Here is a 23916-nt window from a genome sequence, read left to right on the forward strand (position 1 = left end):
TATCAGGCCACCAGTTCGCGGATAACTTTTCCGCCATTTGCAATTTTCATCGGGCGACGGTTCTTACTCATAAAGATTGTGTCCAATCCAATCCCCAGGCCTTCGCAAACGGTTGCCATCAGGTCTTCGCTACTGAACGGCTCGGATTCGACAGCCGTTCCATCGCTGCTGGTTTCACCGACCGCCAGTCCGCCCTTGATCCCTGCGCCGCCGACGACACAAGACCAGGACCGAGCCCAGTGGTCACGACCAGCGTTTTGGTTAATTCGGGGGGTTCGTCCGAATTCGCCCATCCAGATGATCGCCGTGTCTTGCAGCAAGCCACGTTGTTCCAGGTCCTCGACCAATGCACTCATCGCCTTGTCCAGTTGCGGCAATTTAGTCGTTGAGAGCGTTTGGTGCACGTTATTATGCAGGTCCCAGCCGCCCAAGTCGACCTCCACGAAGGGAACACCGGCTTCCACCAGCCGTCGCGCCAGCAAACAGCCTTGGCCAAAACCGTTCGTGCCGTAGCGTTCTTTGGTCTTTTCGTCTTCTTTTTCGACTCGAAATGCCTCCATTTGGCTGCTGGTCATCAAATCGAAGGTCTTTTTCAGCACTTTGCCGTGCTCGCCGGCCGGCAAGCCTTTGGTACGTGCGGCAAAACCGCTTTCGATTTCTTGCAACGCGGCCATTCGTTGACGCAGTCGGGCGTCGTCCAATTTCATGTCCAAGTTACGGATTCGGCCGCTGCTGGTGACGGCGAACGGTGACCAGGCCATCCCCAGGAAACCGGGGCCCGCGCTGGCGCCGCCGATGGTCACAAACGGGGGGATCTCCAATTCGGGTCGTTGGTCGATCAACTCATGCGAGATCACCGATCCGTAACTGGGGTGTTCGATATTCGGGTTGGGGACAAATCCGGTGTGCATGTAATAGCGGCCGCGGTTGTGATCGGCCTCCCGCGTCGACATGCTGCGGACGACGGACAGATTGTGCATCTGTTTGGCAACCATCGGCAGATGCTCACAGATCTGTGCATTTCCGCTGGTCGAAATCGGTCGAAACGGGCCACCGGTTGGCGCCCCGGGCTTCAGATCCCACATGTCCACCGTCGGGGGGCCACCGCCCATCCACAGCATGATGGCGGATTTGCGGTTTTTACGCATCTCTTCGGCATTGGCCTGAATCGCGCCGCCCATGGTCATCGCCGCGGAGACCGCTGCGGTGGACCCGGCCAGGTGGTTCATGAAATGGCGGCGGCTCATGCCGGATGGGGTTTTCCAAGTCGATGTCATTGCAGTTGCCTATCCGATGAGAAGTGTTTTGTGCTGTGAAGCCTGGCTAGATATAGAACGCGTCAAGGGGGCGATTGAACCCACGTCAATGTTGCATGATGAATTCGTTGCTATTGAGGATCGCCCACCACATGTCTTGCAGCATCTCGAGTTCATTGCCGCCACGGGCGCGGTACAGATCAGCGGCCAGTTTGACTTCGCGTTTGGTCGGTCGGCGTGCCAAGCCGGCTAGATACAGTTGTGTCAGCCGCTCGGTCGTTGAGTTGCCGGATTTCGAAAGTCGTTCCAGGAAACTTCCCGCGCCGATGCTGGTGGCGCGCTGAGTGAGTTCGCCGTTGAACAACATCAACGCCTGTGGAATCGAACCGTCGAATGTCGTCGCTTCGTCGCCTTCGTCGGTGCCAAATGTGACCACGAACTGTCGCAGCCATTCACGCCGCTTTTGTTCCTGTTCCTCGTAGGTGCCTTTGGATGTTCCGCCGGATGCTGCGACCAAGGACTGGTACAGTTGTTCGGCTGCCATCTGACGCAGGTAAAACCGCGAGAATTTTGGTGTTTCGCCGATCGACGGATCATCGACTTGGTTGTTGCTGCCAAGTACCGATGCCAGTGAATAGGGTCGGCTGAGCGTGATCCAGGTGATCAGGTCTTTAATGTTGTAACTGGCACCGCGAAACTCAGTCGCTAGTTTGTCCAACAATTCGGGGTGCGTGGCGTTATTGTGCGGCCCCATGTCGTCGATCGGTTTGGTGAATCCATATCCCAAAAACATCGACCAGTAACGGTTCGCCGCCATCTGATCGAGTTCTTTGCTGTCCAGCATCAAACGTCCTAATTCGCGGCGTCGATTCACATCGTCGACATAGCCGCTGCGAGAAATCTCTGTGCCATCGGTGAACACCGGGTAGGCCACTCGAGTCAATCCATTTCGCATCTCGTAAAACACCAACGCGTCGCTGGGGTCATTGGCTTCGCCGGCATAATCTTCGCTGACCAATTCGGCATAGCCGATGTCGCGTGTCCCGTCGACGTACCGCCGCAGTGCACGGGTCTGGCGAAAGAACGAGTTGAACTCCCAGAACTTTTGTTGCTTCCAGTCGTTGAAGGGGTGGTTGTGGCACTGCGTGCATTGGACCTGCTGGCCGAGAAAGATTCGTGACACGCTACTGGCGGCCAACACGGCTTTCTCTTCATTGACCTTACCGACCAGGAAATTGACTGCGCCGTTGAATCCGGGCGCACCGGGCTTGGTCGCCCCTTCGGCGGTGACCAGTTCATAGACCATGCGGTCGTAGGGCTTGTTGGTGGCAAACGAATCACGCAGGTACTTCATCATGCCATCGCGATTGGTCAGGTCACGACGATCCATCCCGCCGCCGCGACCGATCAACAGGTTCGTCCAAACGGTCGCCCAGTGATTGGCGTAGGCTTCGGTGTAGCGGTCATCGTGCAGCAAACGGTCGACCAATTTTTCGCGACGATCGTTGCTCCGATCCGAAGTGAACTCCTGCAGTTCCTCCAGGTTAGGGATCCGTCCGATCACGTCCAAATAAACTCGGCGGCACCAACTGGCGTCATCAGCCTCTTTGGCCGGAGAAATCTCATAATCCACCCAACCCTGCTCAATCGCTTCATTGATCATCGCGATCTGAGGCGGTTGGACCGTTTCGCCCTGTGCTCGCTGCGGCGACACCACTGTGGCAACCGTCAACAAACCGGACAACACCATCAGGAGTCGCGTTTGAGAGTGTTTGAACGGTGTCATGGCATTGCATCCAGATGCAGGAACAAGAGCGGTGTGAATTTGGCTCGCGATTCGGTCCGATTCGGCCCGTACCGCTTCAATCTAAAAACGAATCAGCCGACCGATGGTACCTGCAAGATTTTTCGGATTGTCGATTCAGGTTCCCGCTTGGCGGATTGACGTCGCGCAAACCCACTTTAGTCCCGGAAAACACTTCGTCGGAAGAACGAAATCGCGTTTTTATCGGACTGAACGAATATTGACCAAAGGTGTCACTAGCTGGGGGATGCTGATTGGCTGGTCTTGATCCACCCGCCACCTCAGGGATTCAGCAATGTCCACCCACCGCTCGGCCTTGATTTGCAGTGGCGTTTGTTCGCCAGTGGTCCCCGTTCCCCGCTACCGCGGGTTGGACCGCGGCTGGTTGATCGCCCGCCCCTTTGAACCTGACGACTCGATCCTGGGTGGTTCGCCCCCACCGAGCACGTCTCAACGCGACGGCATCCGCTGTTTGCAGATCGCCACCGGCCAATGGTGCCCGCCAGACCAGGCCACTTGGTTTCCCGTCCGCTCGGCGGCGACCAGCTATGCCAACGATTTGACTCGGCCCGATCACGATCAAGTTGAAATTGTGTTCTTGACCAAGGTGCCAGGCGGTTAGCGAGTTTGATGAAGTCTTGCCAGAAATTCGAATTGGCATCGGATCTGCACTTGATGAACACCATTGCTTCATTGTTTCTTAACGGGGGTGGCGTCTACCGCCGATGACGGGCAGCGGCTGTCTTTCGAGACTGGAGAGATCGGATGGGAATGGATCTGTGGATCGCGATCGGATTTATCGCCTCGTTCTCCGGGCTTAGCTTCATTGCGGGCCGGCGATTGTCGCTGTCGGTCTATCGCGACCGACCCGCGCTGTTCGTCGAATGTTTGTTACTGTCGCTGGTGTTTGCGTTTGGGCTCTCTGGCCGACTGTTGTGGGCCAGCGCGCTGCCGACCGCAGCGGTGGTTTGCTGGTCCAATTGGTTGCCCATTCTGTTGGCGTTTGCTGCCGGTCTGGCGTCAAACGCATCGGCACTGCGACAGCTTTCGCGATCGATCGCAGTCACGTCGATGCTGTTGCTGTCGGCAGGTTTTTTGATCCTGCCGGTGCTGCGACCGAGCCTGTTTCCGATTGAGATCGCGAACACCGCCGATTGGCAGGACGGCGTCTGTCTGCAAAGCAATGAAGCGAGTTGCGGACCCGCTGCCGCTGCCACGCTGCTGCGCCAGTCGGGCTTGTTAGCGCCGCTGCCGCTGCGCCACCAAGCCGGGCATTGGGATCCGACCCCGCTCGATTCCAGTGAAACCTGGCTCGCCGGCGCGTGTTTAACCAGCCGCCACGGGACTTCGTCACTGGGATTGATTCGTGGGTTGCGGATGGCGGTCAACGGCAGTGATCGCCAAGTCCAGGTGGCCGATTCTGACCCTGGTCGCTGGTCGATTAACGGTCAATTGCCCAACTTGGCGGTGGTTCGGTTCCGCAATCACCGTGCAGCGGGACCGGTCACACAGCTTCTGGGGACCGATGCCGAAGGTCATGCGATTGTCGTGCACAGTCGCACCAGCGATGGCCGCTGGCGAATCGCCGACCCGGCAGTCGGCTGGCGAATGTGGAGCGACGAAGAGCTGCGCCGTGTGTTCACTGGTGAGGCGATTTATCTTGGCAACCATTCCGAGTGATGTGACCTGGTAGCGACGCAAACAGTGAAGACAAGTTCACTCGTTTGGTATATGCTGTTGGGGTGTCGGATTTCCCCTAGAGCATTCTGTCGATCCTTCATGCGCCCTTCCCGGATTGGTTGAAATGATCCAAGGGCAGGCGACAGTTGGGCTGAGCTACTTGAGGTACAGACGATGTCACGGTCACGCGGGCCTGTTCAGAAACGGCGACTGGGTTATCAATCTTTGGAGCGGCGTGAGTTGCTAGCCGCCCACCTGAGTGAATTATTAGTCAGTCCACTGTTTGGCAATAACGACACCGACCAGATGGTTGAACTGCGCGGGGAACCCGGCGCGACGCTGGACGATGGAACCTATTTGGTCGTCGCCAGCGAACGCGCGCCCAATTATGGCGAGATTCATGGCATCTTTGATTTGAGTGGGCAGTCGTTCGGCGACAACGGCTACCTAGTGCTGTTGCAGCAGGACAGCACTCATGTCCCGGTTGCCCAGGCCAACGTGTTGCAATCGACAGCGACCGGGTTTGGCGGATTGCCAGGCGGGATCTACACGGACTCGCATCCGTTAAGTGACCGCATCGATTTTATTATCGGTCCCAATGGATACTTTCTGATTCAAACCAACGTGGTTCCGACGTTAGGACAAAACATCGACGCCAATGCGGACCTGTTGATCGACCCGGTTGTTTCTGGCGATTGGAACATCCTGGATTCGATTTCATTGCACTCCTTTGTCGGACGCGGCGATAAGGCGCTGGGCGAGATCGTGTTTGCCGAGATCGGTGCAACGGATCCGGTGATCGCAACCCGCGAGGGGGTGCAGGTGATCCCGACAGAAGGCTTTGGCTATGCGGGACGTGTCGGTGAGACGATCGGTAGCACCGAATCAGATTGGATCGCATCGACCGTCGTTGATGAAAGTCCAGCGGGCATTGAGGCAAGGCAATGGGCATTGGCTGACAATTTGTTTGGTGTCCCCAATCAATATGCGTTCGTCGGGCGTGATCTGGACCATGTCGGCGAAGCGAACTTTGTCGGTGGCGCCCGCGGGCACATCGTGTCGTCTGAATCGGGATTGCCCGCAGTAGGCGTCCAGGTTTTCGCTGATACAAATGAAAACAACCTCCGCGACAATCTAGAGTATGTGTTTGATCCAGACGGCATTGTCCTCGCCCAGGGGGTTCAAGAGACGTATCCATTGGTCAATGCATTTCCCGGCACCACGGTCACCAATTTTGCACTGGATTCGTTCCCAGCTTCGAACGTGACAGCGGAACCCGAACGCGACTTTCCCAACACGCTTGCCAACCACATTTTCGCAACCGGCGGCATTTCTTGGTTCAGCAGCGGTGGCGTTCTACGCTTCGATTTCTACGAACCGGTCAATGCGGTTTCGCTGGTCGCGATCGGTAGCGACAATTCCCTGTCGCCGGTGTACGCCCGCATTGAAGCTTACAACGAGGCCGGCGAACTGCTGGCGAGCGATTTGAGCTCTGAATTGATCGATAGTCAGCGCGAGGTCATCGGGGTCTCGACCGGGCAGGACGACATCGCTTACGTGTTTGCCTATTCCGACGAGAGCGTTGAAGGCGGAGGCCCGTTTGGTCGGTTTGACCGCATGAAATTCTCGCAGTACGAACTCGCTGCGACGACCGACGAATCAGGATATTACGAGATTGAAAACCTGTTCCCCGAATCGTACGAAATCAAACCGGTGGGCTACGAAGTCGTCGGGGAAATTCCGCAGTTGGATGTGATTCGTTACGAGCACGCCACGTTAGATTTCGAAATTGATCCCAATCGGAGTCCGGTCATCGATGACGCTGTGTTTGAGATCGACGAGAATTCGTTGGCAGGCGTTTTGGTGGGCCAGATGATCGCTAATGATCCCGACGGAGAAAGCCTGAGTTTCCGGTTCGATGGTGTCGTGGAAGAATTTTCGATCGATGAAACCACAGGCGAAATCGTGGTTCTCGACAACGCAGACCTTGACTTCGAAACGGCGGCAAAGCGTACCCTGACCGTGATCGTCGACGATGAACAGGGCAAGACGAGTTCGGCCTCCGTCACCGTGAACCTGTTGAACGTAAACGAGGCGCCCGAAATCAGCTATGAACCCATTCGGATTGACGAGGGCAGTTTTGGGCAGATCGGCATGCTGCAAGTCAGTGATCCCGATATTGGGCAAACGCATCAGTTTCAATTGGTCGGCGGGACGGCGGCCGGTTTGGTGGAAGTCAGCCCGCAAGGGCTGATCAGCATTTTGCCCGGTGCAGAGTTCGATTATGAGACGGCGCCCGAGTACACGCTGGTCGTCAGTGCAAGCGACAGTGGCAATCCGGTCCAAACCACGGAAAAAACGATTGTCATTTCCCTGAACGACTTGGATGAACCACCGACATTCAACGGTGAAGTCCAGACGCAGGTATTAACCAGCGGTCATCGGTTCGAACTGCAACTGCCCGACGGTTATATCTTCGATCCCGAAGGCGATGCGTGGACGGCATCGATGTTGTATGGTGGCCAACCGACCCCCAATTGGCTGCAATTCGATCCGACTCAATTGACGTTGTCGGGGACTCCGACATCCTATTGGATCGGCCACATGGCGGTGACATTGACGGTCGAATCGGTGAACGATCCCGGGGTTGCTGCGTCGACAATGTTCGAACTCGTCGTGATGTCGGGTGACAATCCATTGCACCACGTCGCGATCCCACACGACGTCAACGTTGACTATGAAGTGACGCCAATCGATGCGCTGCGAGTCATCAACCACTTGGCACGATACCCCGAGTTCGTCGTCGACAATACCGCTCGCGTCGATGCACTTCTCGATGTGAATTCGGACAAGATCATCTCGCCACTCGATGCCTTATTCGTGATCAACAAGATCGGCCAGGATCAGGTCAGTGGAACGACCGAGGGCGAGCAAACCGCATCGTCATTCCTTCAACCCACCGCAACCGACGAGGATCGGGACGACGCCATTGCCCAGTTGTATGGGGATTGGCAATTGTTCTAAGTCATCGGTTTCCGGCCGACGATGCCAACACGGTTGATGGCTGGCATTGGTTTTTGATAACCCGACGCGTGACGCGCAACTTCAACGGCGCTGGTGTGGAGGATTTATTCGACTCGGGTGAGGGTCTTCTGCGAAGAATAAAGCCGGTCGGATAAATCCTCCACACCAACTTGCAACCGTCTAATTAAATCAACAACCCGTCACGCGTCGGGTTGTGATAAAAAGTGCAACTTCAAACCAATTGTCTGTCACCGACTCCAAAGATCCAGCCAATCATGAATCGTGATCCCGTTCGACTTGGTCGCCGTACGTTCTTGCAGGGTAGCTCTGTCGTCCTGGCCGCCTCCAGTGCTGCGGCAGTTCCTTCGTTCGCATCCGAGCAGCGTTCGGGCCTGCAGTTCGCTTTGGTCACAGATCTTCACTACGCCGACAAGCCAGCGGCGGGCAGTCGTTTTTACCGAGAAACACTAGGCAAGCTGCAGGAAGCCGGCCAGCGATTCGAGCAAGACAAACCCGATTTTCTGGTCGAACTGGGCGACTTGATCGATGCGGCCGATGCGGTGGAGACAGAGCTGAGTTATCTGCAAACGATCAATCAGGCGTTCTCGGCCATCTGTCCAGATCGCCACTACGTGCTGGGCAACCATTGTGTGGACATGTTGACCAAGCCGGAATTCCTAGGCGGCGTGAAACAAGCCGAGTCTTATTATTCATTCGACCGTGCAGGTGTTCACTTTGTGGTGTTGGATGCGTGTTTCCGTAGCGACGGCAAACCCTACGGCCGAAAGAATTCTGTCTGGACCGACGCCAATGTACCGGCGGAAGAATTGAAATGGCTGGCGGCCGACCTGGCAGCGACCGACAAGCAAGTGATCGTGTTTGCCCACCAGCGATTGGACGTCAGCAACAATCACGGTGTGAAGAACAACGCCCAGGTACGCAAGCTGCTGGAGGATTCCGGCAAAGTTTTGGCGGTCTTTCAAGGCCACAGCCACCACAACGATTTAAACGACATTGGCGGCATCCACTACTGCACGTTGGTCGCCATGGTCGAAGGCTCTGGTGAATCAAGCAACGGTTACTCATTGGTCAATGTTAGCGACAGCGGTGACATTCAATTGACCGGTTTCCGCAAACAGCAAAACTACCGCTGGATGAACCATCGCTAGCCGAGCAGTCACCGCTTGTCGATCAATGCTTCAGGCGTTTCCCAGGGTGTTGGCCAAATCCGATGATCTGCTGAAATCGCCACCAAAATGCTTCAGCAGCACCAAGCATCCCCCGATCGCGAAACCGCGCTGCTGCTTCGGGCGTAATCACTTCGCCCCGCGTTGGGTCTGCCCGCAGGCAGAGCGAGGTCGTGCCCATAGCCCCCTTCCCAATTGGCACCCAGGACGGTGCTGTCTCGTAGCGGGGTAGCCACCCACGTGTTGAACGCTCATGGATTTCGGTCTTGGCCGCGGCACCTCCCCGTCGGTGTTGCTGGGCAGACGATTTTCACTGAATGAGACGCCAGGTCGTCGTTCCGTGCGTGCGCAGCTGCGCATATCTGTTACTGTGATGCGCATTGATGAGTTTTCCTAGGACCCTCCCCTTGGATCGTAATCAGTGACATCCACCAAACGACCACCACAGGTTGGCATTCTTGTTGAGACCGACGATTCGTGGGGCCGAAAAGTAGTCGAGGCTATTTGTAAGTTTGGTCGCTCACGCGGTTGGACTGTTCTGATCACGCCTCGTGATTCTCAAGGTCGGTTGCGGTTGCCAAAGGTTTGGAACGGCGACGGCATCATCGCGTCGCTGCGAACCACATCCTCGGTCCGGCATGTAAAGAACCTACACCTGCCTGTCGTTGATGTCGGCATCATGGTTCCCAAATATGATTGGTTGGCACGAGTCGCGACCGATGACGCGGCTCGCGGCAAAATGGCGTTTGAGCATTTGCGCGATCGAGGCCTCACTCACTTTGCATGCTATGCGCCTCCGATCGGTCGTTACTCGGACGTGCGATCCATGGCCTTCGCAGATGCTGTGGTTGCGGGCGGATACCCATGTGCGATGTACGAAGCCACCCGCGATGACGCAGCAGGATGGTTGACAAATTATTCAAACGTGCGTCGTTGGTTGGCGACTCTCCCGCGTCCGTTGGGGATCTTTGCAGCTGATCCTTACCCCGCCAGACAACTGGTTGAGATCTGTTCGGTTGAATCGATTCGTATTCCCGATGAAGTGGCTGTACTTTCTGGCGACGATGATGAATTGCTTTGCAATGTGGCTTCACCTCAGATTTCAGCGGTCGAACTGGCAAGTCATCGGATCGGTGAAACGGCAGCGCAGATGTTGGAGCGAATGATGAATGGTGGTGCCACGATGAAACTCGCGACACTTATCCCACCGCTTCGAGTGCGAGGTCGACATTCGACAGATATCCTTGCAATGTCGGATGACGAAATCGCCGAAGTCTTACAGTTCATTCGCGATCGGGCTCCATTGGGCATTACTGTTGCCGACTTGCTGAAAAAGTTTCCCATTTCACGAAGGCGATTGGAGCAGCGTTTTCGCGCAGAACTCGATCGCAGCCCGGCCGAAGAGATCCGTCGTGTTCGCATGGCTCATGTCGGGCGATTGTTGCTGGACTCGGACAAGCCTGTTTCGACGATCGCCGCTGAAACCGGGTTCGCTACCGGCGCCTCTTTGTCTCAAGCCTTTTCCCAACATTTTGGTACCACGCCTGGCAAATACCGGCGACAAAACCGCGCGATTTAAGTTGACCGAGAGGAAAAATCGAAAGCGATTTGCGCATCTGCGAATTGTTGTGCGTCGCCGTTCACCTACATTGTACCGTTCCACCAATCACAACTGCGCTGATAGCCCGTTGTCGGCTCCGCCCAGAACACCATCGCGTGTGGAGTGGTTTCAACGGCAAAGATCTCTTTTTCGTTCCGTTCACACGATGTTATTTCGTCTCCCGCCTGCGTTACCTCTCTCAGCGAACACGCATGAAGGTTCTTCCCCTGATTTTTTCGCTTGATCGTCGCTGCATGTTCATGGCAATTTGCCTGGGATTGCTAAACAGCTTTTCCTTCGCGCAGGACACGCAATCACCTGCTGGAAAAAGTGCTCCCGGCGCGCGACTGGCGGCGTCAGATTCTAAGACGGTTGACTTCCTGAGCGAGATTCAACCGATCTTGCGAGACAATTGTTACGAGTGCCACGCCGGGACCACGCAAGAGGGCGGATTGAATCTGGGTATCAAGGCCAAAGCGATGCAGGGAGGAGACAGTGACGCGGCGATTCTAGCCGGTAAAAGCAATGAGAGCTTGTTGATTCAATTGGTTTCCGGGGTCGACGAAGATCGTTTGATGCCGCCGGAGGGAAATGAGCCGCTGACCGAAGAGCAGATTGGCCTACTCCGATCCTGGATCGATGGAGGCGCCCGGTGGCCCGATGACTCGGACGTCGTTGATCCCAAGTTGGATCGTGCCAAATCGCATTGGGCATTTCAACGGCTTGAACAGGTCGTGGCGCCTTCGCGGCATGCTGATGACACTTGGTCCAAGGGGCCGATCGACCGATTCGTGCTGCGGCGACTGGACGAGGTTGGACTCCGACCATCGCAACCCGCCGATGCACGAAAGCTGGTGCGACGATTGTATTTTGATCTGATTGGATTGCCGCCTTCTCCCCAGCAGACGATGCAATTCGTCCGTGCTCATTCGAAAGCCCCGGACTCTGCCATTGAGAGTCTTGTGGACCAACTGCTGGAGTCGCCGCGTTATGGCGAACGCTGGGGTAGGCATTGGTTGGACGTGGCTCGCTATGCAGACAGCGACGGGCAAGAAGCCGACAAGGACCGTCCGCACGCATACACCTATCGCGATTTTGTGATTCAAGCGTTCAACAGCAACATGCCATACGACCAATTCGTTCGTTGGCAAATTGCCGGTGACGAATTCGAGCCGGAAAATGATGCTGCGGTTTCAGCCACTGGCTTCCTGACCTCCGGGCCAGCCTTCAAGTTGCCCGATTCGTTTCTGGAGAGCGAACGTCTGGCGAATCGTTACAACGAGATGGATGACGTGATCTCAACGCTGGGGTCTGGGTTTTTGGGAATCACCGTCGCCTGTGCTCGCTGCCACGATCACAAATACGACGCGTTTTCAGCAAAAGAGTACTACCAATTGATGGGCGTCTTTCACAGCGGTGACCGCGTGACAGCCAAGTTGCCGAGCGGGAAAGAGGCCTTTGTCTTTCAAGATTTTGACAACCAGCGTCGAACCACTTGGTTGTTTCGCCGCAGCGATTTCTACGACCGAGAAATTGAAGTCGACATCGGGTTTCCTGCGATGTTGTCATCCGGTCCCGCGGCCGATGACTACTGGCAGAAGGCCAAAGAAGCCTACCGCGAGATTGGCGAAGCCAAAAGTACCTTGCAGCGGCGCGCCCTCGCCGATTGGATCACGGACACTCAGCAGGGCGGCGGAGCGCTGCTGGCTCGAGTCATCGTCAACCGAGTTTGGGACCATCACTTTGGCAAGGGCATCGTCCAAACGACAAGCGACTTTGGGGTCAGCGGTGATGCGCCGTCTCATCCTCAGTTACTCGAATACCTGACAAACGAGTTCGTTGGCAGCGGTTGGGACATCAAATCGTTGCATCGAACGATTCTCACCAGCGCTGTTTGGCAGCAGGCCAGCACGCAAGACGCTGCGGACGAGCGGGGCTCGGAGATCGATCCTGCCAACAATTTGCTTTGGCGAATGACTCCGCAACGTCTTGAGGCCGAAGCGATGCGTGACGCGATGTTGGCAGTTAGCGATACGCTAAACCTTCAAGCAGGTGGCCCCGGATTCAAGCCTTACATCGCTCCTGAGGCCAACCTCGCCAGAAACATCCAAGGCGAGGGCTATCCCAAAGACGCGAAGGACGACGCGGCCAATCGGCGGCGCAGCGTCTATATGTTCCACAAACGCCTCATTCCTTATCCAATGTTTCAGGCATTTGATCGCCCGGATCTCATGACCAGTTGTGCTCGCAGGCAAAACACAACCGTGGCACCACAAGCGATGGTGATTCTGAACGACCGCTTTGTTCGCTCAGTGGCTCGCGACTTCGCAAAGTTGCTGGTTCAAAGGCAATCCAGCAGGGCGGTTTGGGCGGAACTTGAGCGAAAGTCGATCATTGAAACCGCTTTTGAAATCTGCTTTGCGAGGTTGCCGACGAACAGGGAATTGGAGACTTCCATCCAATTTATCGAGGCACAGACCAATGCACGCACCGAGCGGGCGGAACGTGAGCCGCACATCGAAGCGCTGACCGACTATTGTCAATCGCTGTTCGGGCTAAATGAATTCATCTACGTCGATTGAGTGAGTTGACATGACTAAAATTTCACCGTTGTTTCCCTGCGGTCGCGTCGCAAACTTGCTGGGGCGACGAGAGTGGCTTCGCCGAGCTGGCGCCGGTGCAGGTATGATTGGCCTTGCCAGCCTCATGGCAGATCAGAGTCTTCTGGGCGCACCGCAATCGGAAAATGCATCTGATCCGGTGACTTCATTGCTGCCGCGCCCTGGTCACTTCCCCGCCAAAGCAAAGTCGATCATTTGGCTATTCATGGAAGGTGCCCCCAGTGCTGTCGACATGTTCGACCGCAAGCCTGAACTCGACAAACGAGATGGTGACAGCACAGACATCCAGGCTTTCTTTGGCAACCCTGGGCCATTGATGAAGTCGCCGTTTTCATTCAAGCAATATGGAGACTGCGGGCAGTGGGTTTGCGACAAGTACACCAACGTCGCCAAGCATGTCGATAAAATGGCGTTCATCAAATCGTGTTACAGCGAATCGAATGACCACGTACCAGCAATTTACCAAATCAATAGTGGACTGCCTCGGCCGGGTTTTCCCACAGCCGGAGCGTGGGCGACCTATGGTTTGGGCAGCGAGAATCAAGATTTGCCCGGCTATGTGGTGATGGGTAACACCCAAGGAGCCAAAGGCGGTCCGCACAATTGGGGATCGGGTTTCCTGCCGTCGACATTTCAAGGAACGCTTTTTCGATCCCAGGGCGCTCCGGTTCTCAATCTCAAACGGCAACCCAAGATTACCAAGCAAGACCAGCGTGCGCAACTCGACCTGATGGCCAAGTTGAACGATGAACACATGCGGCGCCACACAGATGACGCTGAGTTTGCAAACCGCATGCAGTCGTTTGAGTTGGCGTTTCGGATGCAGAAAGAGGCTACCGAAGTTGTCGATCTTTCGCGAGAAACTCAGGCAACGCAGGCGATGTACGGGATCGACAATCCAAGATCCAAGTCGTTCGGGTCCAAATGCTTGATGGCACGAAGACTTGTTGAAAGTGGTGTTCGGTTTGTGCAGGTCTACAGCGACGGGGAGTGGGATGCCCACGACAATCTTGAAGAGAATCACACGCATCATTGCGCTGCCACGGATGTTCCCGTAGCCGGTCTGTTGAGCGATTTGGAGGCGCGCGGACTACTCGATTCAACCCTTGTGATCTGGGGTGGCGAGTTCGGACGCATGCCGATCTCTCAAAACGGAAAGGGGCGCGATCACAATCCCAAAGGATTCATGCAGTGGATGGCTGGTGCGGGAATCAAGGGCGGTGTCAGTTATGGTGAGACAGACGAGATCGGCTACGAAGCCGTGGAGAACCCCGTCAGCGTGAATGATCTTCACGCCACCATTCTCCACCTGCTTGGCCTCGACCATCAGCGACTGACCTACTTCCACAACGGTCGTAGTTACCGGCTAACCGATGTCGCCGGCGAAGTGATACAGGAAATTCTTTCCTAGATCTGATGAGTCGGAAGTCCGAAAGCGGTGACGTGTCGTTCCACCGTTTCAAATGCTGTGTATTGGATGCAACTAAGTGGTGTGCTCAGCACCCACTTCCCCGCCGGTTGAATCCTGACGTTTCTGTTAGAAATCGGTTTCGGCGTCCTTGAGATCGATGGCTTTGATCCAGGTGTTGCGGTAACGCACGTCGTGGCCTTCGCATTGCAACTTCAATCCTTGTGGGGTGTCGGTGATGCCGAAGCCGTTGTCATTGCCCCCGTCGACTCCGGATGCGGGGCCGCCCCAAACCTTATTGATGGTTTGATTGGTGTGAACTTTTTCACCGTTGAAGTACATCGTGACTTGTGGCTTCTTGACCAACTTGCCATCCGCGAAGCGGGCAGCGCGGAACACGATGTCATAAGCGTTCCATTTTCCGACACCGTTGTAGGCGTGGTACGGTGATTCGGTTTCGTTGATCACCGCGGCCATGCCGTGTTTAGTCTTGTCGCCATCAAGGACTTGGATTTCGTAGCGGTTCTGCAAGTAGACGCCGCTATTGCCACCGGGTTTCATGATCAGAAATTCGATGTGCAGGCGGAAATCTCGGTAGTTTTTTTTCGTCACCAAATCCGCGGCGCCATACTTGCCACCATCGGCCGCACGATCGTCGGTCATCAGGCAGGTGCCACCATCGACGGGGTCTTCGACGATCTTCCATTTAATCGGCAGCGACGATCCGAATCGGGGGCCTTCCCAGTATGTCCATTTGCTGTCGAGCATCTCGCGCGACCCGTCGATGATGACTTCGGCGCCTTCGATAGGCTTGGCACCGACACCAACAGACTCGGGCGGCGCTTGGGCGTGCGCGGTCAGGGACAGACAAAAGAACGACAGGGCGATGGATCGTGTGAGTGTTTTCATGTCCCAATGTATAATCGGGGCGGATTTGACAAGCAAGCAATTGGCCAGTTTGCAGGGACTTCATCTGATCCCGCGCTCACGCGTTTTGAAGTTGCGCTTTTACGGTAACCCGACCGGGCTGTTGATTTAATTAGCCGGTCGCTAGTTGGTGTGGAGGATTTATCCGACCGGCCTGATTCTTCGTCGAAAACCCTCACCCGAGTCGGATAAATCCTCCACACCAGCGCCGTTGAAGTGACGCGTCGGGTTTCCAAAAACCAAGGCCTGGCACTAAAACTTGCAACTTCAGTACGCTCGAGGTGGGGTACAATCTGGGGAATTGCTACCACCGATTGGATCCTTACGGGAACTGAACCATGCTGCGCCTGCTATTACGGTTCATTGTGCTGTTGTGTTTGGGTTTGATTTCTGCGGCGGAACCGGGTGATGCGCTGGCTGATGCACAGCAGGACGCCGCCGATTTGATTCAACAGTCCGGAGTGTCGGCCGGATTGGTGGTGCACCTGAACGCCGGCGACGGAGTATTGACCGCGGCGCTGCGTGGTAGCGATGCGACTCAGGTCCACGGACTGGTTGCCGATGCATCCACCTTGCCCGCGATCCGGCAGCGTGTTCGTTCATCAGGAAACTATGGTGACGTTTCCTTTGACGGTTTTACTGGCGATCAGTTGCCTTACGTCGACAACATGGTCAACCTGTTGGTTGTGCAATCAGCGGGGGCCGTGTCACGCGACGAGATGTTGCGGGTGTTGGTGCCCAATGGTGTGGCGATGATCCACGAAAATGATCAGTGGACCAAGCTGGTGAAGCCACGGCCAGACAATATCGATGAATGGTCCCACTACTTGCACGACGCCAGCGGGAATTCCGTCGCGCATGACGACGTCGTCGCACCGCCGCGCCACTTGCAATGGGTGGGCAGTCCGCGTTGGTCGCGCCATCACGATCGCATGGCCAGCATGAGCGCTTTGGTTTCGACCGGCGGACGAATGTTCTACATCATGGATGAAGGCAGTCGAATTTCGATCCAGTTGCCGCCGAAGTGGAAATTGATCGCTCGTGATGCCTTCAACGGCAGCGTGTTGTGGAAGAAGGACATCGAACATTGGCAACCGCACTTGTGGCCACTCAAAAGTGGGCCCTCACAGTTATCGCGGCGACTGGTATCCAGCGAAAAAGAAGTCTTTGTGACGTTGGGGTTTGATGCACCGTTGGTTGCCTTGGACGCCGCCAGTGGCGAACTGCTGAGAACCTATGAGGGTAGCGATGCGACCGAAGAGATCATTTCGATCGGTGACAGGCTGTACTTGGTGGTCCGCAAGGGCAAAGCCGAGTTGGCTGATTATGCGCCGCTACATCCCACGGTGGGCGACCAAGCCCGATCACGCGGTTTCTTTTGGGACGAACAACCGCGGGTGTTGATGGCGTTCCAGGCCAGCACCGGCAAGCAGTTGTGGGCGAAAACCACCAAGATCTCGCCGCTGACCCTCGCCGCGACGGATTCACAATTGTATTTCCACGACGGCGAGCGGATCGTCAGTCTGGACGGGTCCACCGGCGAGGTCGCTTGGGAAAGCCAGCCCGTGACACGGCGTGATTCGTTCACGTTTAATTTTGGCCCGCGATTGGTCGTTTACAACGACGTGGTGCTGTACGCCGGTGGCGACGGCAAAATGATCAGCAGTGACAGCAAGAGTGGTGAAACGCTTTGGGAGGCAAGTTTTCCCAACAGTGGTTATCAGTCGCCACAAGATTTGATGGTGGTCAACGGTTTGGTCTGGTTGGCACCGTTGACGTCGGGCAAGGACAGCGGCATGTACACCGGTCGCAATCCACGTACCGGGCAAATCGTCAAACAGTTTTCGCCAGATGTGGATACCTATTGGTTCCACCATCGATGTTACATCGCCAAGGCGACCGACAACTTCTTGATGCCGTCGCGAACCGGTATCGAGTTTGTGGATCCGGATCAAGAACACTGGGATATCAATCACTGGGTTCGGGGCGGATGTTTGTACGGCGTGATGCCTTGCAACGGATTGACCTATGCTCCGCCGCACAACTGTGCCTGCTATCCCGAGGCGAAACTATTTGGATTCAATGCCTTGGCACCGCTCGCGCCGACACGCCCGATTCCAACCGACGTGCCCGAACAGGGGCGACTGGAAATGGGACCGGCATTTGACACTCCATTGCAGTCGGACGACACCGATGGTCTGTCAGATGACTGGCCGACCTACCGCCACGATTCGGGGCGTAGCGGGACCACGGCCGGTGACATCGAAGTGGATGTGGACCAGAAATGGTCGGCCGAACTGGGCGGTCGATTGACGTCGCCTGTGATCGCCGGCGGCAAAGTGTATGTTGCCCAGGTCGACCAACACACGATGCACGCGTTAGACGAAAAAACTGGGGCCGCCGAGTGGGCATTCACTGCCGGCGCGCGGATTGATTCGCCACCAACGATTTATCGTGGGCGTGTGATCTTTGGCAGTGCCGATGGCTGGGTGTATTGCTTGAACACCGCTGGTGAGTTGGCGTGGCGTTACCGGGCCGCACCGATTGATCGACGCGCGATGGCCTATGAACAATTGGAATCCCTGTGGCCGGTACACGGCAGCGTCTTGGTCCACGACGACACGATCTACTGTGTCGCCGGTCGTTCGAATTTCCTGGACGGGGGATTGCGGCTATTGCGATTGGATTTGGCCAGCGGTCGGAAATTGTCGGAAACGATCATGGATGAAACGAATCCGGAAACCGGCAACAACATTCAAGAGAAACTTCAAATCCTGCAAATGCCGGTCGGGCTGCCCGATATTCTGTCCAGCGACGGGCGTCACGTGTTCATGAAGTCGCAGAAGTTCGATTTCGATGGCAACCGTCTTGAGATCGGTCCCAACTCCGGTGACTTTGCCACCCAGGCATCCAAACAACGCGGTCCCGATGCGCACATCTTTGCGCCGATGGGATTTCTAGATGACACTTGGTTCCACCGATCGTACTGGGTACTAGGCCAAAGTTTTGCCGGTGGACACGGCGGTTATTACCAAGCCGGCCGGTTCGCGCCGTCGGGACGAATTTTGGTCAAAGGCAACGGGTACGTGTATGGCTATGGGCGCAAGCCTCAGTACTTGCGTTGGACAACGGTGCTGGAACATCAACTGTTTGCCGCCGAACAGAATCCACCTGAGATCCCCAGAGGTTTTGGCAAACAGCGTGGTGGCGGTGGCGCCGGTGTTGCATCAGCGTCGTTCCCCAAATCGGCCAGTCTGAATCCGTTGGGTAAACCGATCACGATCGAAGCCTGGGTGACGTCCACCAGACCCAACGGAGTCGTGGTTGCCCGCGGCGGGCCGACGGAGGGATTCGCGCTGACGCTGAACAATGGCAAACCCCAGTTCCATGTTCGCACCCAGAAAAAATTGTCTACGGTGGAAGGTCCGGATCGAATCGTTGGCGGTTGGCATCACCTGGTCGGTGTCCTAGACAATGACAAACAGATGAAGCTGTACGTCGACGGCGAACTGGCCGACAGCGGTCTGTCGAACGGTCTGTTGACAACCGATCCGGTGCAGGGCTTGGACGTTGGAGCGGACGGTCAAACGGCGGTCGGCGAGTATCAGTCGCCATTGCCGTTGGCCGGCGCGATCGACGAAGTGCGATTGTATTTCCACACGGCCACGGCGGAACAGATTCGTCGACGTTTTCAAGACGGTGTGGAGATGTCGCCTGATGCGGTGCTGGCTGTCAGTTTTGATGACGGAACCGCCCGGGACCATAGTCTGCATCGCAACAACGGCACTCTGGAAGGCGGCAAATTGATTGAAGGGAAATTTGGCAAGGCGATCCAGTTCCTGGCCCAACGGCAAAACCCTGGCAAAAAGAAAGCCGGTGGGAACAGCACGAACAAACCGGGCGATAGCCTAGTGGCGCCCAAGTGGGCCAGTGACGTTCCCATTTATGTGCGCGGAATGGTATTGGCCGGTGACAAATTGTTTGTCGTCGGGCCTCCAGACACGATCGACGAAGAACAGACGTTTGAAAAGCTAAGCGAAAGTGATCCCGAGGTGCAAGCATTGCTCGACCAGCAAGATGCGGCTCTACTGGGCGCCGACGGATCCTCTCTCTTGGCGGTCAATATTGATACCGGTGAAGTGGAGAACGAAGTCAAATTGTCGGCGCTGCCGACGTGGGATGGATTGGCCGCTGCAAACGGAAGGTTGTTTTTATCAACGCTCGATGGGACGGTGATTTGTTTCGCAAAATAGGTCCGGCGGGCTCCTATTGGACCCCCACGATGTTGCGTTGCGGTATGGCGGCGGCACTTGCGTTGGCCACAACGATCGCGGTCGCTTGCAACATACCGGTCTTTCGCTATGCGCTGGAACGCTGGCAACCCGATTCCAGTCAGGTGATCATTTTTCACGAGGGCCCGTTGACGTCAGCGCAGCAGCAACTGCTGGAATCAATTCGTGCCGGATCGAAACAGGATGGCGGTCACGCCAATGCGGAGGTGGTCCAGGTTGACCTAAATGCTGACGACGATCCCAAGCGTCGTGAATGGTGGTCCGAGATGAAGACGCTGCCCGGTGTCCAGTTGCCTGCGGTCTTGCTGCGCACCCGGTTGGGGCAGGGTCGGTTTGTCAATCATTGGCACGGAACGTTGCAGGCCGCAGTCGATGTCGGACTGTATCAATCGCCTGCCCGCGATGAAATTCGCGATCGGCTGTTGGCGGGTCACAGCGTGGTTTGGTTGTTGATTGGATCGTCGGATTCGGACCGTAATGATCAAGCCAAGGACCAATTGGAAACAACTTTCACGACGCTTGCCAACAAGATCAAACTGCCGCAAGGCATCGGATTGCCGGGATCGGAATTGTATGCGGATGTTCCCTTGGTGGTGAAATTCAGTGTGTTGCAAATCGACGGCGATGATCCGCGAGAGGCTGTGTTGACCGGTTTGTTAACGGGACTGCGCAAGCAGGCGTTCGAAGACGGCGAGCCGTTGTTGGTCCCGGTGTTCGGTCGTGGACGTGCGTTGGAAGTGATTCCGGCCACAGACCTGTCGGCGCGAATGGTGGAGGATCTGACGTTGTTCCTGAGCGGCGCGTGTTCCTGTCAAGTCAAACAGCAGAACCCCGGATTTGATCTTTTGATCGATGCGGACTGGGACGGACAGCTGTTTGGCGACGAAAGCAATCGGCCTCCGGATCGCAGCGCCGATGTAGGCAAAAACCGCAGCCCTGTGCTGCTGACGATCCCGCCGGGAAGAAACTAGGTGATGGTGATGAATCGTGTGATCGCTTTGATGGTCGGATCGGTAATCGCCTTGGCAGGCATCTTTGCCGCACTGGTTGGCAGTGATCCTTCGGGATCTGTGGCGTCGTCACTGGACCAACCGGTGATGATGTACTGTGCCGCAAGCAACCGAGCGGTGATGGAGGCGATTCGAGAGGACTATTTAAAGGAGTTCGATCGATCGATTGAGATTCAATATGGTCCCTCACAGACGCTGTTGTCATCCATCGAAGTGACTCGGTCAGGAGACTTGTATCTGCCAGCCGATGACAGTTATCTGGCATTGGGCAAGCAAAAAGGATTGATTGCCGAGACGTTGCCGATCGCAGCGATGCAAGCGGTGATCGTGGTCCCTAAGGGCAATCCAAAGTCGATCTTGCAACTTTCGGATCTATTGCGCGAGGATGTCACCTTCGTCATGGCCAACCCCCAGACCGCAGCGGTCGGCAAGGTGGTTCGCGAGGTGTTGATTTCCCAGGGGCGATGGGATCCGATTCAGCAGGCGACCGAGGCGTTTCGGGCGACCGTCAATGAAGTGGCCAACGATATCGCGGTCGGTGCCGCCGATGCCGGAATCGTCTACGATGCGGTGCTCCATACCTATTCGGAACTGGCGTTTGTCGAAGTGCCTGAGTTGAAGGATGCGACTTCCAAAATCGCCGTCGGGGTGATCGATCAAACCAAGAATTCTGTGGGGGCATTGCACTTTGCCCGCTATCTCGCGGCCAGTGATCGCGGATTAAAGCGATACCAGGAACACGGGTTTCGAGTCACCGGCGGCGATGTCTGGAGCGATCGGCCAGAGTTGTCTGTTTTTGCCGGGTCGATGTTGCGCCCGGCCATTGAAGACACAATCAATGCGTTCGAAAATCGCGAAGGCATCACGGTCAACCGTGTCTACAACGGTTGCGGGATCTTGGTGGCGCAAATGAAAGCTGGCCAACATCCCGACGCTTATTTTGCCTGTGACAATGAATTCATGAACCAAGTCCACGATTTGTTCCCCGAACCGGTGCCGGTTTCGCAGAATGAACTGGTAATTTTGGTTCAAAAAGGTAACCCCAAGAGGATCGCATCGTTGAAAGATTTGGCTTCGCCGGGCTTGCGAGTGGGGATCGGTCATGAGAAACAATGTGCGATGGGTTGGATTACACAAAACACTTTTCGTGAGGGTGGGGTGCACAGCGAAATCATGCCGAACGTCACCGTGCAAACTCCGACCGGGGACATGTTGGTCAATCAGCTGCAAACCGGATCACTGGATGCGGCGGTGGCCTATTTAAGCAACGCTGCTGGTGCAGCGGATAAATTGGATGCGGTGCGGATCGAGGGGATCGAGTGCAGCATTGCGACTCAGCCCTGGGCGGTCGCCAGGCAATCGCGATCTCCGCAATTGGCAACACGATTGTTTCAGCACCTGTGCTCGGCCCAGTCACAACGTAACTTTGCTGCTGAAGGGTTTCGTTGGCAGATCGAACGTGATGCAGTGACCGATGATTGAACGAGACGCTGCGAATCCACCGCCGCCGCTGCGCCGCCGCAGCGATCTTCCGTTCTTTTTGGTGATGAGCGGTCTATCGGCCTGTTTCATTGTGTTGATCGCATTGTTGGTGACTGCCGATGTGATGTTCACGTCGTGGGATGATTTCGCCGCAGCGTTACAGAAGCCGGCGATCCAGTCGGCCTTTCGATTGACGATGCTGACCTGTGCGGCGGCGGCGATCCTGTCGTTGTGGGTGGCAACGCCGCTCGGATACCTGCTGTCACGTTATCGATTTCCGGGGCGCTGGCTGGTCGACACGCTGGTCGATATCCCAATCGTTTTGCCGCCGTTGGTTTTGGGGCTTAGCTTGTTGATCCTATTTCACCTCTCGATCGGCGATTGGCAATTAGAAACCTGGCTGCGTGAACGTGTCGGTTTTCCTGTCACTTACCGCTGGCCGGCCGTGGTGTTGGCCCAGTTTTCGGTGGCCTGTGCATTTGCCGTTCGTACGATGCGTGTGACGTTCGACCAGATCGATCCGCGTGCGGAAGACGTCGCGCGAACCCTCGGTTGTTCCCGTGGGCAAGCATTCATGGAGATCGCACTCCCCCAGGCCTGGCGTGGCATGATCGCCGCAACCACGATCGCATGGGCACGCGCGCTCGGGGAATTTGGTCCCATCCTGGTGTTTGCCGGCGCGACGCGAATGCGAACGGAGGTATTGTCGACGACCGTGTTTTTAGAATTGAGTATCGGTCAGCTTGATGCTGCGGTTGCCGTTTCATTGTTGATGGTGGCGATGGCGGTTGTGGTGCTGTTGATCTTGCGGGTGTTGGGAACAGGGCTTGGCGGATGATCGAATTGCGGCAGGTTGCGATTCGCGCCGGCGGATTTCGTTTGACAGACATTTCATTTGCAGTGCCGCGCGGCCACTACGCGGTATTGATGGGACGTACCGGACGCGGCAAGACGACGATTTTGGAAGCCATTTGTGGGCTTCGAAAAGTCACATCGGGACGGATCTTAGTCGGCGGATCGGACGTCACCGGCTGGTTGCCAGGTGATCGGCAGATCGGATACGTGCCCCAGGATCGAGCTTTGTTTCCGACGATGACCGTCGAAGATCACTTGGCGTTTGCGCTTCGTTTACGCGGGCGTACGCGATTGGCCATCCAAGCTCGTGTGGAAGAACTGGCAGAGGTGCTGGGGATCACTCCGCTCTTGTATCGCAAGGTCCGTGGTTTAAGCGGCGGAGAAGCCCAGCGGGTCGCGTTGGGACGCGCGCTATCGTTTCGCCCGGCCGTGTTGTTGTTGGACGAACCATTGAGCGCGCTCGACGAAGAAACGCGCCAGGAGATGCTGGATTTACTGCGCCGCGTCAAACAAGACACCGGTGTGACGACGTTGCATGTGACACACAACAGCGTAGAAGCACAGGCACTGGCAGATTGCCGCTTCGTGTTGGACGAGAAATCGATCCGGCGTCTTGATGATTAAACGTTTTGTACTCGTTTTTTCAAACGCTTCGCATCAGTTTTAGCGTCACGCTTTTGCGTCAGGCTCTGGTTTTTGGTAACCCGACGCGTCAGCGAGGGATCCCATCAACACCCTAAATCCCTCGCTAACGCGTTTTGAAGTTGCGC

General features: G+C 56.1%; 15 protein-coding genes. 12 read left to right on the plus strand and 3 right to left on the minus strand.

Annotation, left to right across the window (positions count from 1 at the left end):
- Nucleotides 1-2: 2 nt before the first annotated feature.
- Together NHH03_RS14240 and NHH03_RS14245 are read right to left on the minus strand one after the other, a co-directional pair.
- The gene (locus NHH03_RS14240; RefSeq protein WP_253157191.1) at nt 3-1247 is read right to left on the minus strand and encodes a DUF1501 domain-containing protein; all 1245 of its coding nucleotides are present in this window, start codon (nt 1245-1247) and stop codon (nt 3-5) included.
- Between the two features lie 115 nt (nt 1248-1362).
- Nucleotides 1363-2919, minus strand: coding sequence for a DUF1549 domain-containing protein (locus tag NHH03_RS14245; RefSeq protein ID WP_253157213.1), 1557 nt, complete (start codon nt 2917-2919; stop codon nt 1363-1365).
- A 436-nt stretch (nt 2920-3355) separates the two neighbouring features.
- On the opposite strand from NHH03_RS14245, the gene NHH03_RS14250 reads away from it, so the two are divergent.
- The 7 genes from NHH03_RS14250 (at nt 3356) to NHH03_RS14280 (ending at nt 14583) form a co-directional block, all read left to right on the plus strand.
- Nucleotides 3356-3682 carry a hypothetical protein gene (locus NHH03_RS14250; RefSeq protein ID WP_253157193.1) on the plus strand — a complete coding sequence of 109 codons (327 nt, stop codon included), beginning with the start codon at nt 3356-3358 and terminating at the stop codon, nt 3680-3682.
- Nucleotides 3683-3831: 149 nt separating this feature from the next.
- A complete protein-coding gene (locus NHH03_RS14255) occupies nt 3832-4740 on the plus strand; it encodes a peptidase C39 (protein ID WP_253157194.1) in 909 nt (302 codons plus the stop codon).
- 174 nt (nt 4741-4914) lie between these two features.
- Complete coding sequence (locus tag NHH03_RS14260) at nt 4915-7764, plus strand: cadherin domain-containing protein (protein WP_253157195.1); 2850 nt, start codon at nt 4915-4917, stop codon at nt 7762-7764.
- A gap of 275 nt (nt 7765-8039) precedes the next feature.
- Nucleotides 8040-8933, plus strand: coding sequence for a metallophosphoesterase family protein (locus NHH03_RS14265; RefSeq protein ID WP_253157196.1), 894 nt, complete (start codon nt 8040-8042; stop codon nt 8931-8933).
- A 592-nt stretch (nt 8934-9525) separates the two neighbouring features.
- On the plus strand, nt 9526-10530 hold the full coding sequence (locus tag NHH03_RS14270) for an AraC family transcriptional regulator (RefSeq protein ID WP_253157197.1): 1005 nt from the start codon (nt 9526-9528) through the stop codon (nt 10528-10530).
- Between the two features lie 233 nt (nt 10531-10763).
- Nucleotides 10764-13133 (plus strand): PSD1 and planctomycete cytochrome C domain-containing protein, encoded by a 2370-nt coding sequence (locus NHH03_RS14275; protein ID WP_253157198.1) that lies wholly within the window; start codon nt 10764-10766, stop codon nt 13131-13133.
- A gap of 10 nt (nt 13134-13143) precedes the next feature.
- Complete coding sequence (locus NHH03_RS14280; protein WP_253157199.1) at nt 13144-14583, plus strand: DUF1501 domain-containing protein; 1440 nt, start codon at nt 13144-13146, stop codon at nt 14581-14583.
- Between the two features lie 126 nt (nt 14584-14709).
- Here NHH03_RS14280 and NHH03_RS14285 read toward each other — a convergent pair whose 3' ends face one another.
- Complete coding sequence (locus NHH03_RS14285; protein WP_253157200.1) at nt 14710-15489, minus strand: 3-keto-disaccharide hydrolase; 780 nt, start codon at nt 15487-15489, stop codon at nt 14710-14712.
- Nucleotides 15490-15845: 356 nt separating this feature from the next.
- On the opposite strand from NHH03_RS14285, the gene NHH03_RS14290 reads away from it, so the two are divergent.
- The 5 genes from NHH03_RS14290 to NHH03_RS14310 are packed head-to-tail and all read left to right on the plus strand — an operon-like array spanning nt 15846 to nt 23770.
- On the plus strand, nt 15846-19760 hold the full coding sequence (locus NHH03_RS14290) for an outer membrane protein assembly factor BamB family protein (protein ID WP_253157201.1): 3915 nt from the start codon (nt 15846-15848) through the stop codon (nt 19758-19760).
- A gap of 29 nt (nt 19761-19789) precedes the next feature.
- Nucleotides 19790-20770, plus strand: a complete 981-nt coding sequence (locus NHH03_RS14295; protein ID WP_253157203.1) for a hypothetical protein — start codon at nt 19790-19792, stop codon at nt 20768-20770.
- Between the two features lie 9 nt (nt 20771-20779).
- A complete protein-coding gene (locus NHH03_RS14300) occupies nt 20780-22291 on the plus strand; it encodes a substrate-binding domain-containing protein (protein WP_253157205.1) in 1512 nt (503 codons plus the stop codon).
- Nucleotides 22284-23129 carry an ABC transporter permease gene (locus NHH03_RS14305; RefSeq protein WP_253157207.1) on the plus strand — a complete coding sequence of 282 codons (846 nt, stop codon included), beginning with the start codon at nt 22284-22286 and terminating at the stop codon, nt 23127-23129. The genes NHH03_RS14300 and NHH03_RS14305 overlap by 8 nt, the downstream gene beginning before the upstream one ends.
- Complete coding sequence (locus NHH03_RS14310) at nt 23126-23770, plus strand: ABC transporter ATP-binding protein (protein ID WP_253157209.1); 645 nt, start codon at nt 23126-23128, stop codon at nt 23768-23770. The genes NHH03_RS14305 and NHH03_RS14310 overlap by 4 nt, the downstream gene beginning before the upstream one ends.
- Nucleotides 23771-23916 lie beyond the last annotated feature (146 nt).

The sequence above is a fragment of the Stieleria tagensis genome (assembly GCF_024129865.1).
GTDB lineage: Bacteria > Planctomycetota > Planctomycetia > Pirellulales > Pirellulaceae > Stieleria > Stieleria tagensis.

What these genes read in the sequence shown, in the direction of transcription:
- NHH03_RS14240 (WP_253157191.1), bottom strand. Translation starts at nt 1,247, where the DNA reads ATGAGCCGCCGCCATTTCATGAACCACCTGGCCGGGTCCACCGCAGCG.
- NHH03_RS14245 (WP_253157213.1), bottom strand. Translation starts at nt 2,919, where the DNA reads ATGATCAATGAAGCGATTGAGCAGGGTTGGGTGGATTATGAGATTTCT.
- NHH03_RS14250 (WP_253157193.1), top strand. Translation starts at nt 3,356, where the DNA reads ATGTCCACCCACCGCTCGGCCTTGATTTGCAGTGGCGTTTGTTCGCCA.
- NHH03_RS14255 (WP_253157194.1), top strand. Translation starts at nt 3,832, where the DNA reads ATGGATCTGTGGATCGCGATCGGATTTATCGCCTCGTTCTCCGGGCTT.
- NHH03_RS14260 (WP_253157195.1), top strand. Translation starts at nt 4,915, where the DNA reads ATGTCACGGTCACGCGGGCCTGTTCAGAAACGGCGACTGGGTTATCAA.
- NHH03_RS14265 (WP_253157196.1), top strand. Translation starts at nt 8,040, where the DNA reads ATGAATCGTGATCCCGTTCGACTTGGTCGCCGTACGTTCTTGCAGGGT.
- NHH03_RS14275 (WP_253157198.1), top strand. Translation starts at nt 10,764, where the DNA reads ATGAAGGTTCTTCCCCTGATTTTTTCGCTTGATCGTCGCTGCATGTTC.
- NHH03_RS14280 (WP_253157199.1), top strand. Translation starts at nt 13,144, where the DNA reads ATGACTAAAATTTCACCGTTGTTTCCCTGCGGTCGCGTCGCAAACTTG.
- NHH03_RS14285 (WP_253157200.1), bottom strand. Translation starts at nt 15,489, where the DNA reads ATGAAAACACTCACACGATCCATCGCCCTGTCGTTCTTTTGTCTGTCC.
- NHH03_RS14290 (WP_253157201.1), top strand. Translation starts at nt 15,846, where the DNA reads ATGCTGCGCCTGCTATTACGGTTCATTGTGCTGTTGTGTTTGGGTTTG.
- NHH03_RS14295 (WP_253157203.1), top strand. Translation starts at nt 19,790, where the DNA reads ATGTTGCGTTGCGGTATGGCGGCGGCACTTGCGTTGGCCACAACGATC.
- NHH03_RS14300 (WP_253157205.1), top strand. Translation starts at nt 20,780, where the DNA reads ATGAATCGTGTGATCGCTTTGATGGTCGGATCGGTAATCGCCTTGGCA.
- NHH03_RS14305 (WP_253157207.1), top strand. Translation starts at nt 22,284, where the DNA reads ATGATTGAACGAGACGCTGCGAATCCACCGCCGCCGCTGCGCCGCCGC.
- NHH03_RS14310 (WP_253157209.1), top strand. Translation starts at nt 23,126, where the DNA reads ATGATCGAATTGCGGCAGGTTGCGATTCGCGCCGGCGGATTTCGTTTG.